This is a genomic window from Buttiauxella sp. B2 (genome assembly GCF_006376615.1).
In the GTDB taxonomy this organism is placed as follows: domain Bacteria; phylum Pseudomonadota; class Gammaproteobacteria; order Enterobacterales; family Enterobacteriaceae; genus Buttiauxella.
In genome coordinates this window covers 123,663-137,333 of sequence record NZ_VEXQ01000007.1, presented here as the reverse complement: position 1 = coordinate 137,333, position 13,671 = coordinate 123,663, and the positions used below count along the sequence as shown (strand labels likewise).

Genomic DNA, 13,671 nt, shown 5'->3' with positions numbered 1-13,671 from the left:
GTGCATATAATCGCGACTAGCAGCGTTACATTTGTAATAATAATGGCATGTATAATAAATGCTGTGATTATAAATTTTAATAGAAGTTAATGCGCCTAGCTAACCATTTGATTATTAATCCAATTCACAGCCTGGATCCGGTTAGTTACTGAGATTTTCTTGAAAATATTATAGAGATGCGTCCTGACGGTGTTTTCACTGATGAAAAAAGAACTGGCAATACGTGCATTAGATTCACCCTTACATAATTCATGCAGTATTTCATATTCTCGTTCGGTCAAATTCCCCGAACTTTTTCCATAAAACGGTTGCTCTGGTACCATTTTATGGCAACCGTTTGCTCTTTCATCCAATTTATTTAGAACCATATTTCTAATGGTCTTAACGAGGCTATCTGGGGTTGCTTCATCAGGTACGACTGTGTCGAAATGATGCCAGACGGATTTCTCATAAACGGATAATGCTCTTGAACAATTAAGTAAGCATATCCTCATTCTGGACTGACTTTCGGTCAGCAATTTTGGCCAAATTTTGTTGGATTTATTACTGGCAGCTTCAGTATCGTAAACAAATATAGATTTTTCAGATGAATAAAACATCATCGGCTTCTTCACATTGAGAACGACCACCGGGATATTAATCTCTTGGTTAAGATGTTCCAGAAGAAGATGGCTTTGTACAGATGGCCTGGTCACTAAGAACAATTTTTGCTCTATTGTTTGTGTTAGCATTTTACGTCCTCCGTCCGAAATGATTTTTTGGGTGATAAAAACTCACCTTCATCGACTGATCAGAGCAAAGATAATGGGTTGGTACTAATGATATTTAGCTTAATGTGCATAATATTGGGTCGTTTTTTCCGAGCTATTAATTCGGTGTTTTTATTATAAGTCTCTTGTGCTTTGATATTTAACGCTTTAATCATTGTTATTATGACTGATAAAAAGCCGTTGTTTTTATTTATGCGTGTCACTAATAAGTGAAAGTATACTCGTAATGACGCTATTAATATTCTAATGTTTATTTATTATCTACAAGCTGTAAGCCTCATTCAAATGAGATAATGATCGTAGATACTTATTAGTCTGCTTATTCATAATATATGTGAGGTAAGCACCTCTTGATAGATACAGAACTATTGTATTTCTGACAAAAGGAAAACATTATGAATAAGGTATCAACTCTTGCTTTATTGACATGTATTACAGCTATTCCTTCGGCAATGGCTGCGGGCGATTCAATGCTTGATAAGTGGTTTGGCACTGTAGCATTTGATGGCTTTGTATATGACAGCTCATGCCAGATATCGAATGCTGATAAGAATAAAACTATCAGCCTCCCCGCTGTTAGATATTCTGATGTACAGGAAGGTGTGGAAAGAAATATCGCTATACCCTTTACGATAACACTTCATGGCTGTAATGCAATTGCAAACCGAGCCCCTGTGATTGCTTTGGATCGTAATAGCAGTAATGCGACAAAAGATGGATATCTTAAAAATACTGGCAACGGGCCAGAAAATATAGCTTTGCTGTTAATGGACAATAACAGAAAAGCTATTGATCTTCGCACGACGACGTATCATGAGGCTGCAACTAGTATTGAACAATCTGATGGTAATGCGCGCTCCTACAAATTCCATGTAGGTTATATAAAACTCAATAACGAATACAAAGCATCTACGACTGTCGGCCCTGTATTGGCACAAGCCTATTATCGTATAACGTATCTGTAAGATAGTAATACCATGGGCATTTATGTCCATGGTATTACTCACATGAGGGTCGCTATGAGGTTCATATTTTTTTATTTGTCCATGGCAATAACGCCATTATCCTATGCTGATAATATTATTGTTAATGGCACGCGATTTATTTATCCGGCGGGTTCCTCTGAAATCACTATCCAGATGACAAATATGGCTAGCACGCCATCACTGGCGCAAATCTGGCTGGATGAAGGTGACCCTGACGTATTGCCCGAGAGAATTTCTACCCCGTTTATCATATCACCCCCTATTGCACGTATTGACTCTCAAAATGGCCAGTCAATACGCATTAAAAAGCAGGAAGGGCAGGATATTTCTATTAGCGATAGAGAATCACTTTGGTGGTTAAATATTCTGGACGTTCCTGCAATAGATAACAATGAAATGAAAGATGGTGCCGGAACATTAAACATGGCGATCCGTTCCAGGTTTAAATTTATCTGGCGGCCAGCAGGCTTAGGTGACAGGGTAGATGCTGAAAGTAAACTGGAGCTATTCGTTTCCGGTAATAATATTACCATTTACAATCCATCACCTTTCTTTATTACTATTGTAGATATCAAAACGGATTCAGATAAAGGTCTTTTAGAAGAAGGAGAGATGGTTGCTCCTAAAAGCAAAGCGAAATTGAAAATAAAAGAAAAAATACCAGCTGGGAAGGATTTAGTTGTCCAGAGTGTTAACGACTATGGCGGAATGGTTGAAACAAAAATAACCACACATGGATAGTAAGGGAATAACAAGATGGATTTTAATAAGAAAACGAGTGTTACTCCATTTTTAGTTCTGGCTCATATATCGTTACTACCTATGTCAGTATATGCAGAAGATGATACGCGCTATACATTTAATAATGCAATTCTGATGGGTAATGCGCAAGGAAACGACCTCAGCAGTTTTGATGTAAAGTCACTACCGCCAGGCAGTTACAGTGTTGATATTTATGTTAATGATTACTGGCGTGGCCGCCATGAAATTCTCTTAAGCAAGGATAAAAGTGGAGACCTGGCAACATGTCACTCTGCTTACTTTCTCGATTCTATCGGGATTAATTCTATACGGATGAATAAAACCTTCGCAGAGGATAAAAATTACTGCGGCACAATTAATAAATGGGACGTTTATGGTAATGCAGTGGAAACGTTTAATGCCGGGCAGCTTGAGTTACGCATGAGCGTTCCACAGGCTTATCTTGATAATACCGACAGTAATTATGTTCAGCCTGAACAATGGCAAAAAGGTATTCCTGCAATCAATCTCGGTTATATGGGCGACTACTATTCCATGCAACAGCGAGGTGATAACCGTACTAGTTCAGACAGCGCCTGGCTTGGGCTTGATATCAGAGCTTCCGCTTCAGGTTGGTTGCTGGAACATTTTGGTAGCCTGGACTGGAATAACGACAGTGGAAAGCATTATTCGAGTAACAGAACAACGTTAAAAAAACCGCTGATTGGTTGGAAGTCTATGCTCAGCGCAGGTCAGTTTTATACTGATAATAAGCTGTTTGACGGTTTGAGTATTTTGGGAGCATCGCTTGAATCACACGATCAAATGCACCCCGATAACACACTGAGCTGGGCACCAAACATCAGGGGTATTGCTGAAACAAATGCGCGAGTCACTGTTACACAGGATGGAAGGATAATCCATCAAACGTCTGTTCCTGCTGGGCCATTCTCTATCGAATCTATTTTACCGGCAAATACCGGTGCTGATTTACTCGTCACAATCCAGGAGTCCGATGGCCGTATTCGGCGCTTTTCTGTTCCATATTCGTCAGTGCCGCAATTATTAAAGCCGGGAGTGAGCCGCTATAACCTTTCTGCCGGGAAAATAGATGAGCAAGATAGCGATGATGCCCCTTTTGCAGCCCAGGCGACATGGCAATATGGGTTAAATAACTATGTGTCACTTTATTCGGGAGCCACGGGGTTTGATCATTATCAGGCAGTCTTGATTGGCTCAGGGTTGAATACCTTTTTTGGCGCATTTGCACTCGATATTACGCAGTCACGCTTTAATTTCGATGCTCAGGAAAACCACGGGCAAGGTTATCGCTTAACCTATAACCGAACGATACCTTTTTCACAGACATCATTATGGTTAGAAGGGAAATTCAATACGCAGCATTATTACGGTCAGCGTGATGCTTTTGAACAACAAGACAACGGTACGGAATACAAGGTATTACGTGAAAAACAATCGTATTCATTAAACCTGAGTCAACCTCTCCTGGAAGAATGGGGGGCATTAAATGTCTCTGGTTCCATCAATAAATACTGGGGAAAACAGGACAGCTATCGACAATATTCTGTCGGCTACAGTAATAGCTGGGGAAACTTAAACTGGACCCTCTCAGTACAGCGCTTATGGAATGAAGATGAAATTGGCAAGGTTATGAAAGATGATCAGATAGCTCTTAACTTCAATTATTACCTGCCTCGCTCAGACTCTGGATATACACAAATCTATTCGGACAGTTATAGCAGCAACGGCAAAGCCAGCAATACACGTATCGGGTTCTCAACCTCGATGGATGAAGAAAATAATACTACGTTAGGCATGAACGCAGGTTATGGCCGTGGAGGAGAAATGGACTGGGGAATGAACGGTTCTTATCGTTCACCTTACAGCACTCTGAGCACGACATTAAGCCAGGGTAATGACTGGCACCAGGCCAGTGCGGGCTTGAGTGGTTCATTGATTGCTCACCGTCGTGGAGTGACTTTTTCACCTGAACGTAGCGACACGGTAGCACTGGTTTACGCTGAAGACGCTCAGGGCGCCCGGCTTGAAGGTGCGCCTGGAACTCGTTTTGATTCAAATGGCTACGCTGTAATGCCATGGTTACGGGCATGGCGCGTTAACGAAGTGGTTATTAACCCCAAAGGTGCAGACGGCGCATTAAATTTCCAGCAGACACAAAGGAAAGTGGTTCCGTTTGAGGGGAATGTGGTTCACGTAGCTTTTGAAACAAAGATAAATAAGCAGACCATTATTCATCCTAAATTACTTAAGCAGAAAACACTGCCTTTTGGGGCAATGATCAAAGATCAGGAAAACAATCATATTGGTTATGTTGGCCAGGGAGGGCTTCTTTATATAGATCAAACCCAATCGCCAACAGTCAGTATTTCATCGGAAAAAGAAACATGCATCGTTGATATTGAAAGCCAGGAGGTAACATGTCGTTAATTCGTGCAGGTTTATCACTGTTAGTGCTGCTGGCGGTAGGTTTTGATATTCAGGCGGCATGTAGTGTAAAAACGCAGAAAATTACGGTATCACCAGAAACATTGATGAGCAGGAACAATTCGTCTTCAGGTGCCGTACTAAAAAAGAGTTCTTTTGCGATCCATACTCCCCAAAATGCAGATTGCGACCAGATTATTCAATTTAGTGTCGATGTTCCCGGTGGTGCATCGAAAGTAAGCACTTTGGGTGTTTACCAAACAAATGCCAAAGGTGTTGGGGTAAAATTTACATTGGTCACCTCAAGTGGACGAGAAATCACCTGGCCTGCTAAATTTTCTGCAAGTTTGTCAGAATTATCAGGTTCTAAAATAATTATGGAACTGATTAAAGTTGATAATGATATATCCTCCAGGAATAGTTCAGAGGGGATGCACTTTGAAATTAATAACCTATTACAGGCTTCGCCACTGGTGGATATTTATATTCCTTCTGGATTTGTTACGGTTCAGAGTCGCTCTTGCCAAATATATGGTGATAAAACACGGAATGTGACTTTACCTGGTGTCTTGCTAGATAGGTTTAAATCCTTGGGGGCTGTTGCCGGGAGAAAACCCTTCGATATTCATTTAACCTGTACTGCTACTAATGAAATCAATTCTGCTGTTTATTTGAAATGGAATGGCCAGTTTGCCAGGCAATCAGGCTCTGACGGGGTACTAAGAAACTCTGCTACTGGCCATTCTGCGGCTACGGGGATTGGGGTTCAGGTGCTGGACGATGAAAATAACCCACTTAACTTTCAGGAATTGAAAAAGGTTGAATTGCGTAACGCGCAGTCGGACAAATATTCCATTAGATTTTATTCACAATATTATCAAATTGATGAAAATGTGCGACCTGGGAAAGTCCACGCTACTTTGTATTTCAATATTGATTATCAATAAATGAGTGAGATAAACTATGCATACAATGCTTGTTAAAACCAAAGATCAGATATGGGTGTCGTATAACAATCAGTTTGGCCATCAATATCTCACGGCCCATGCTTTATTTGAACGAGATATTTCTGGGCATATGATAATTGAATTAGTCATTAATACGCAAAGAGGTTCTCAGCGAACACGGCAAAAAATGTTTGTTTCCTATCGTGCAGGTTATCCGTATTCACTGACGCAGCTTTTCTTTACCCTTCAGTCAGGCGAGTTTGCGCAGCTGCATATTTCAGTAAAAGGCCCAGATGGATATGCGGTTGAATATCACTGGACACCAGACCTTGCCCACCAGATTGAATGCCCGCGTGATTTTTAATATTCCTGCGCAGAAAATATCATCTGTGCAGGAGTTTCAGGGTTACTGGCAAACCAACGCCAAATCTTTATTCAATAGATAAGGCCGTAAATAACCCACTGTGTTGGATAAAGGCAGTACATCCTCGTGTAACTCAATATTGAGCACGTCATGGATGTATTTCCTGCGTGTGCAAATACGCTGCCACAACTCTGGGTAAAGCGTGGCTAATTGCAGGCGCAAAGACTTATCGGCAAGCGCGATGGTGTCTTCGATACTGGCTCCGGCGTAACCTTTGCGCGAGGGGATTATGTCGATTTGCAGCAACATTCCGCTGGCTAAAGGTATATTTGATGCCGGATAAACTGGGGAGCACAGCCACTCTTCATCGGCAACCAAATGGCCGGGATTCAGATGCCAGTGGTATTCAGCTTTTGGCAGCACACGCTCAATAAGGTCATATATTTCATGGCCTTTCACACCGACACGTATATGCTCAAGCCAGCTAACTACGGCGCGATAATAGGGGATGGCGACCACGTCGAGATAATCTTTTACTTCATCAGGTAGCTCATCGGCCTGATTAACAACATACGCCGCTCGACTGGATAAACCGCCTTTGTAGCTGACGGTTAACGAGAATTTATCACCTGCCTGAATGCGCTTATCCGACGGATACAAATTGGCATTTTCAAAGCGTTCACCCGTGGCGGCAATAGTGACGACGTTATTGGCTTGTCCTTCGGCTGCCAGCAATGCGGCAATTGTTTTTTCTGTTTTACCCACTTCAATCGCATTCAGCGCGGCCAGCGCTGCACTTGACGCCAGATTTGCGCCGTATTCGTAATGGGCGATTTCATTGGCGTTATTGATGATACGGGCGCCATCGCGGGGTGAAATAAACAGATCTGTGGCATTGAGTAGCTCACACGTGGACGTGAGTGTCGTTTGAAGTGCCTGAAAGATAAAGGTGGGGATATCAAATAGCGATTTGTTGTTATCGTGGCTGCCCGTGAACAGCTTCCAGCCCGCAACGCCGACACGCTGCTGCCCGTTAAGTCCGGCCTGTTGCAGCACTTCGCTTAACGAAAGCGTGGTGTCCATCGGCTGGTTTGGCAGAGAAAACCAGGGAGCGTGTACCACGTTAGCCGAAACTCTCGAATACTGCGCGAGTTTGAGGTTTTCATTACCGAGAACCAGCACCGCCTCGCCGTTTTTATGTAATACCAGCAATCCTTCTTCAAATCGCGGGATAAACCCAGTCAAATATTCAAAATTTCCGCCATGTTCTTTGTCGGCGTAGACGACTAACGAATCAAGATTCTGCTGCGCCATTCCTTGCAAAATCTTGCTGTGGCGTTGCTGAATTGTCTGGTCATTTAATACAACGCTCGGGATGCCGGGGTAAATTTCCGGCTGTTTGATGGTTGCAAGCGTAATCGTTGAATGGGGGTGCGGCATGGGTCTGTAACTCCTTTTTCTTTTTCCCAGGATGAACCTTAACTTACCACTTGGTGATTCTTGAGCCTATCCCGGCAACCTGGTTTTGGGCCGCCCAGGGCCAAGTAAAACGGCTAGTTTGGATCCGCCTTTTGTGGTTTCCATAAAAATTTTACACACGCTGGTGAGAGGGACGGAAAGCAACATACCCACCGGGCCGAGCAACCAGCCCCAGAACAGCAAGGAGAGGAAAACCACAAACGTCGACATCCCAAGGCCGCGCCCCATCATTCGTGGCTCCACGATATTCCCCAGCACCATATGCACCGCCAGGAACAGTACGCCGACCAGAATCATTTCGTAGGTACCGTTGAAGAGAAACGCTTGAATCATCGGGGGAATGGCAGAAATCACCGAGCCGATATTGGGGATGTAATTGAGCAAGAAACCCAGCACGCCCCACATCAGCGCAAACTGTATGTTTAATAGTTCCAGCCCAAGCCAGATAATTAGGCCAGTCCACAAACTAATTAGCGTTTTTAACGCCAGGTAATGCGTCACGCCTTTGAGTGCGCGGTGCAGGCTAGCAATGTGAACTTTCGGGTTGGCAAGGGCGAAACGTAGTTTATAGGGAACGTGGCGCACTTCGAAAAGCATAAAAACCACGGTCATGACCAACAGCAGAATGCTGGCCATCGCGCCGGAAAGTCCGGTCATCAGCGTGGTGGCATAAGACATGACTTTTTCGGAATCCATTCGCTGCAACATGCGTTCTGGTGATAATCGCAAATGCATAAACGGCAGCATTTGTTCGATGTCGTACACCTTTTTCGTCAGCATCTTGTTGTATTTTGGCATCATATCGATGAAATCACTCATCGATGCCGCCAGCACGCCGACCAGCATGGTCAGCACAATAAGCATTGCAAATACGACCATGGAGATTGCCAGCGGGCGGTTTATCCCTCGACGAATAAGCCAGGTCACCAGTGGATTAAGCACAATGGCAAAAAAGACCGCCAACAATAGCTGGACGATAATATCCGCCGCAGCATGAATGCCGGCGAGAATAATCACCAGCGCAGAAAGTTTTAGAAGAATATGTAGCCCGGCTTTATCGGGTTCTGGATAAACCATGAAAAGATCCTGTGTACGAGGGATCTTCTTAGTGTAGCGTCTCGTTTATTTCTCATGCGCAGGGCAAGTCTGAAAGTCAGTTGCTGAAATTCTGATTGCGAATTGTTTATACTTGGGAACGCTGTTTTATAAGTGAATAACTATGCCTGACCTTACACCAGTCCCCGCAATAAGTAGTTTCCGTCTCAATCTACAGATTGTCTCCGTAGTGATGTTCAATTTTGCCAGCTATATGACGATTGGCCTGCCGCTCGCGGTATTGCCGGGCTATGTCCACGACGTTATGGGATACAGCGCGTTTTGGGCGGGGCTAGTGATTAGCCTTCAGTATTTCGCCACGCTATTAAGCCGTCCTCACGCGGGGCGCTATGCGGATATTCTTGGCCCGAAAAAAATCGTTGTCTTTGGCTTGTGCGGTTGTTTCCTCAGTGGCGCAAGTTACATGCTGGCCGCCTTCGGTAGTGCCTGGCCGCTGGTGAGTTTGGTTTTACTCTGCCTTGGGCGGGTTATTTTGGGAATTGGGCAAAGTTTTGCGGGCACCGGTTCAACGCTTTGGGGAGTGGGTGTGGTGGGTTCACTGCACATCGGGCGGGTAATTTCCTGGAATGGTATTGTGACTTATGGCGCGATGGCTATGGGCGCTCCGCTGGGTGTGCTGTTCTATCACTTGGGCGGGCTCAAATTATTAGCGGGAATTATTATGGCAGTGGCATTGATAGCAGTGCTACTGGCACTTCCTCGTCCGGCGGTGAAAGCCAGTAAAGGCAAACCGCTGCCGTTTCGCGCTGTTCTTGGCCGCGTCTGGCCTTATGGTATGGCACTTGCGCTGGCATCCGCAGGTTTTGGCGTTATCGCAACATTCATTACGCTATTTTATGACGCTAAAGGCTGGGATGGCGCGGCCTTCGCATTGACACTCTTTAGCTGTGCGTTTGTGGGCACTCGCTTACTTTTCCCGAACGGTATTAACCGACTTGGTGGCCTGAACGTGGCGATGATTTGTTTCTCAGTCGAGATTATAGGTTTGCTGTTAGTCGGCTTTGCAGTTGAACCGTGGATGGCAAAAGCAGGCACTTTCCTGACCGGCGCTGGTTTCTCACTTGTGTTCCCGGCACTGGGCGTGGTGGCGGTGAAAATGGTGCCACAGCAAAACCAGGGTAGTGCGTTGGCGACCTATACCGTATTTATGGATTTATCATTGGGGGTCACTGGGCCGTTAGCCGGGTTAGTGATGGCTTACTCCGGTGTATCAGTGATTTATCTTGCCGCGGCAGTTCTGGTTTGGATCGCGCTTATCATGGCGTGGCTACTAAAAAAACGGCCCCCGGTTGAGCAACCGGGGGCCGTGTCATCATCACATCAATAGTTACTTGATGGTGATGGTATTAATGATGTTCTCAGCGGCAGTTTGCGCCTGTTGCTGATTATCCGCAGGCAGTGTTATCTGCATGGTGAGCAGTTGGTCATCCACTTTACCCAAGATAACAGATGAGTAAGCTGTCTGGCCTTTTGCCGAGATAATGCTGTCTAGCTGTTGAAGTGTATGGCCTTTAATCTCAACAGCTTTGTTAGTGACAACTTGCAATTGTGGGTCACGAATACGCTGCTGATCTTCAAGACGTTTTGCTAATGCTGCCAGATCTTCTGGGGTGTTTTCACCCACAATCACAATCACTGCTTTCTGGCCGGTAGCATCAGAATAAACGTGCATGTTATTTGCCTGAGTGCCTAATTTACCGCTCTGGTCGGTCATATCGGCAGGCAGTGCAAAGCTGATTTTTCCGTCCAGCAAGCTTACCGGCTGGCTGGCTGAGCTACTTTCCGCCGCTGGTGTGGTAGCTGTTTTGCTGTCGTTGTTATCGCAAGCGGCCAGGCCTAATACCAGCAGGCCGATACCGACATATTTTACCAGGTTACCCATGACTTCTTCCTTTACATTAGTAAGCCTTTGCGGCCGATCTCAGCATCTTATCACAAGATAATTCAACCACCGTCAACCTGGCTGTAACGCCGAGCTTTCAGATTTATCTGCCAGCCGTTTCAACAACATATTCAGTAGAACGCCGTACATCGGCAAGAAGAATACGATGCTGATAAGCACTTTGAAGCAGTAATCCACGATGGCGATTTCGACCCAATGCTGTGCCATAAAAGCATCTGGGCTGCGCCAGAAAGCGATAAAGAAGAATGACAGCGTGTCGCTGATGTTTCCAAACAGCGTAGATGCCGTTGGTGCCAGCCACCAGTAGCGGCTCTGGCGCAGGCGGTTAAATACACGCACATCCAGAATCTGCCCGAGAGCGTAAGCCATGAAACTGGCGATAGCGATACGAGCCACAAACAGGTTGAAGTGCAACAGCGCATCGAATCCTTGCCAGGTGCCCATATAAAATAGCGCAGAGATGGCGTAGGAGATGATCAGGGCGGGCAGCATCACGGCAAAAATAATTCGTCGTGCCAAAGGCGCGCCAAAAATGCGTACTGTCAGATCGGTTGCCAGGAAGATAAACGGAAAACTAAACGCGCCCCAGGTGGTGTGGAAACCAAAAACCGAAACCGGTAGTTGCACCAGATAATTGCTGGAGGTGATCACCAGCAAATGGAATAGCGATAGCCAGAACAGCGCTTTAGTGCGCTCAGTTGAATTGAACTGCGTCATTTTGTAGCCTTTTTATTGGAATGGGGTGAGGGAACCCAAAATTGCTCCAGGAATATACGCTCCTGGTATTTTAAAACGGGGCGATGATACTGCTTTAACCCCACATTGCAATGGTTAATTTTAGCGCAATCGTTCACGTGACTTGCGTGATAATTTACCCGGCGTAAACTATCGCGGTTTGTTAAATGCGAGACCGCTGATGACCGATCTTTTTTCTAATCCTGACCACACGCTTGATGCTCTAGGCCTACGCTGCCCGGAACCCGTAATGATGGTACGCAAAACAGTCCGCAATATGCAGGCTGGTGAAACGTTGTTGGTGATTGCCGACGACCCCGCAACGACGCGTGATATCCCCGGTTTTTGCATTTTTATGGAACATGAATTGCTTGCTAAGCAAGTAGAATCATTGCCTTACCAGTACTTGCTGCGTAAAGGCCAGTAAGCCGTACTAGCCCTTTGCTCCCCGCTTTGGGCTTCTGAACCCTCTTTGCATCCCCGTTGAACCCCAATTTCATTTTTTGTCGCTTTTTGTGAAGTGCTTCACCCACGCTTTTTTCCACATAGACTAGTTTTTATCCTACAAAATAAAACATTGTTTTACTTCTTACCTCACATCGATACCTCTGCTGGAGCGACACAATAATGAAGAAGACCTTTCTACCTGCTTTTGCTGGTTTATGTCTGTCCACTGCATCAGTCCTGTTTGCCCAATCTGCTTTCGCGCAAGTGATTAAAGCAGCCGATGTTCATCCGGAAGGCTATCCGAATGTGGTCGCCGTGCAGCACATGGGTGAAAAACTTAAGCAAGAAACCAACGGTGATTTAGAAATTAAAGTCTTCCCAAGTGGCGTATTGGGCGATGAAAAACAGATGATTGAACAAGCGCAGATGGGGGCAATCGATATGATCCGTGTTTCGATGGCTCCGGTTGCTGCGATCCTCCCTGATGTTGAAGTCTTCACTCTGCCGTATGTCTTCCGCGATGAAGATCATATGCACAAAGTGATCGACGGTGATCTGGGTAAACAGATTGGTGACAAGCTGACCAATAATCCGAAATCTCGGCTGGTGTTCCTCGGCTGGATGGACTCTGGCACACGTAACCTGATCACTAAAAAACCGGTCTTAAAGCCGGAAGATCTCCAGGGAATGAAAATCCGCGTTCAGGGGAGCCCTGTGGCATTAGCCACGCTTAAAGACATGGGTGCTAACTCAGTCGCAATGGGTGTGAGCGAAGTGTATAGCGGGATGCAAACCGGAGTGATTGATGGTGCGGAAAATAACCCGCCAACGTTTATTTCTCAAAACTATATGCCGGTTGCCAAAAACTACACGCTGAGTGGCCACTTTATCACGCCAGAAATGCTGCTTTATTCAAAAGTGAAGTGGGACAAACTAACACCTGACCAACAGCAAAAAATCCTGAAACTGGCACGTGACGCTCAAATGGAGCAACGCCAATTGTGGAATGCGTATAACACTCAATCATTAGAAAAAATGAAAGCTGGTGGCGTTCAGTTCCATGAAATCGACAAAGCCTGGTTTGTGAAAGCGACTGAACCTGTTCGTAAAGAGTATGGCGATAAGCATCAGGATCTGATGAAAGCCATTGCTGATGTTCAGTAATTTTTATTGCTAACGCTTTCGTGGAGGGCATATGTCCCAACGCTATTCAGAATTGATGGATAAAGCTTATTTGCTGGCGATGATTGTTGCAGGGCTGTCTTTATTGGTGATGACAATCATTATTCCGATTGGGATTTTCTCGCGCTATGTCCTTAACCGTGGAGAATCCTGGCCGGAACCGGTGGCGATAATCTGCATGGTGACCTTCACGTTCATCGGCGCGGCGGTGAGTTACCGCGCCGGTTCACACATCGCTGTGAACATGTTGACAGACCGTCTGCCGCTTGCGTGGCAGAGGGTCTGTGCACGTATCGTCGACCTGCTAATGCTGCTCATTTCGGCAGTGATGTTTTATTACAGCTTCTACTTGTGCGCCGATTTATGGGAACAGCCCGTTGCCGAATTCCCCATTCTCACTTCCGGCCAAACCTATCTTCCGCTGCCTGTAGGCTCGATTTTATTGATCCTGTTTGTTGTTGAGCGATTGCTGTTTGGCTCCCAAGAGAACCGCCCAATAGTGCTGCTTGGTAATCACGGTTAAGACCAGGGGATA

At 45.3% G+C, this 13,671-nt stretch carries 14 protein-coding genes; 9 read left to right on the top strand and 5 right to left on the bottom strand.

The genetic code is table 11. The features are described 5' to 3' along the window. Positions 1-95 precede the first annotated feature (95 nt). Positions 96-731, bottom strand: coding sequence for a LuxR C-terminal-related transcriptional regulator (locus FH968_RS10640; protein ID WP_139879196.1), 636 nt, complete (start codon positions 729-731; stop codon positions 96-98). Positions 732-1,165: 434 nt separating this feature from the next. Between FH968_RS10640 and FH968_RS10635 the strand changes: the two genes are divergently transcribed. From FH968_RS10635 to FH968_RS10615, 5 genes are read left to right on the top strand one after another with little or no spacing between them, the layout of a single operon-like run. Beyond that, complete coding sequence (locus tag FH968_RS10635) at positions 1,166-1,735, top strand: fimbrial protein (protein WP_139879194.1); 570 nt, start codon at positions 1,166-1,168, stop codon at positions 1,733-1,735. Between the two features lie 54 nt (positions 1,736-1,789). Then, positions 1,790-2,497, top strand: a complete 708-nt coding sequence (locus FH968_RS10630; protein ID WP_139879191.1) for a molecular chaperone — start codon at positions 1,790-1,792, stop codon at positions 2,495-2,497. 15 nt (positions 2,498-2,512) lie between these two features. Further along, the gene (locus FH968_RS10625; RefSeq protein ID WP_139879189.1) at positions 2,513-4,966 is read left to right on the top strand and encodes a fimbria/pilus outer membrane usher protein; all 2,454 of its coding nucleotides are present in this window, start codon (positions 2,513-2,515) and stop codon (positions 4,964-4,966) included. Further along, positions 4,957-5,910 (top strand): fimbrial protein, encoded by a 954-nt coding sequence (locus tag FH968_RS10620; protein WP_139879187.1) that lies wholly within the window; start codon positions 4,957-4,959, stop codon positions 5,908-5,910. The genes FH968_RS10625 and FH968_RS10620 overlap by 10 nt, the downstream gene beginning before the upstream one ends. Positions 5,911-5,926: 16 nt before the next feature. After that, positions 5,927-6,274: a hypothetical protein gene (locus FH968_RS10615; protein WP_139879185.1), complete on the top strand. Its 348-nt coding sequence runs from the start codon at positions 5,927-5,929 to the stop codon at positions 6,272-6,274. A gap of 42 nt (positions 6,275-6,316) precedes the next feature. On the opposite strand, the gene FH968_RS10610 is transcribed toward FH968_RS10615, so the two are convergent. After that, positions 6,317-7,714, bottom strand: a complete 1,398-nt coding sequence (locus FH968_RS10610; protein ID WP_139879183.1) for a Xaa-Pro peptidase family protein — start codon at positions 7,712-7,714, stop codon at positions 6,317-6,319. 66 nt (positions 7,715-7,780) lie between these two features. Further along, a complete protein-coding gene (locus tag FH968_RS10605) occupies positions 7,781-8,830 on the bottom strand; it encodes an AI-2E family transporter (RefSeq protein ID WP_139879181.1) in 1,050 nt (349 codons plus the stop codon). A gap of 142 nt (positions 8,831-8,972) precedes the next feature. Between FH968_RS10605 and FH968_RS10600 the strand changes: the two genes are divergently transcribed. Continuing rightward, the gene (locus FH968_RS10600; RefSeq protein ID WP_139879179.1) at positions 8,973-10,196 is read left to right on the top strand and encodes an MFS transporter; all 1,224 of its coding nucleotides are present in this window, start codon (positions 8,973-8,975) and stop codon (positions 10,194-10,196) included. Here the strand turns inward: FH968_RS10600 and FH968_RS10595 are convergent, their stop codons facing one another. Together FH968_RS10595 and FH968_RS10590 are read right to left on the bottom strand one after the other, a co-directional pair. Next, positions 10,197-10,751 carry a DcrB family lipoprotein gene (locus FH968_RS10595; RefSeq protein ID WP_139879177.1) on the bottom strand — a complete coding sequence of 185 codons (555 nt, stop codon included), beginning with the start codon at positions 10,749-10,751 and terminating at the stop codon, positions 10,197-10,199. It lies immediately after the preceding gene. A gap of 72 nt (positions 10,752-10,823) precedes the next feature. Beyond that, a complete protein-coding gene (locus FH968_RS10590) occupies positions 10,824-11,489 on the bottom strand; it encodes a 7-cyano-7-deazaguanine/7-aminomethyl-7-deazaguanine transporter (protein ID WP_139879175.1) in 666 nt (221 codons plus the stop codon). Positions 11,490-11,688: 199 nt separating this feature from the next. On the opposite strand from FH968_RS10590, the gene tusA reads away from it, so the two are divergent. From tusA to FH968_RS10575, 3 genes are all read left to right on the top strand, one after another. Further along, the gene (gene tusA / locus FH968_RS10585; RefSeq protein ID WP_064514924.1) at positions 11,689-11,934 is read left to right on the top strand and encodes a sulfurtransferase TusA; all 246 of its coding nucleotides are present in this window, start codon (positions 11,689-11,691) and stop codon (positions 11,932-11,934) included. A 200-nt stretch (positions 11,935-12,134) separates the two neighbouring features. After that, positions 12,135-13,118 carry a TRAP transporter substrate-binding protein gene (locus FH968_RS10580; RefSeq protein WP_139879173.1) on the top strand — a complete coding sequence of 328 codons (984 nt, stop codon included), beginning with the start codon at positions 12,135-12,137 and terminating at the stop codon, positions 13,116-13,118. Between the two features lie 31 nt (positions 13,119-13,149). After that, positions 13,150-13,659, top strand: coding sequence for a TRAP transporter small permease (locus FH968_RS10575; protein WP_139879170.1), 510 nt, complete (start codon positions 13,150-13,152; stop codon positions 13,657-13,659). Positions 13,660-13,671 lie beyond the last annotated feature (12 nt).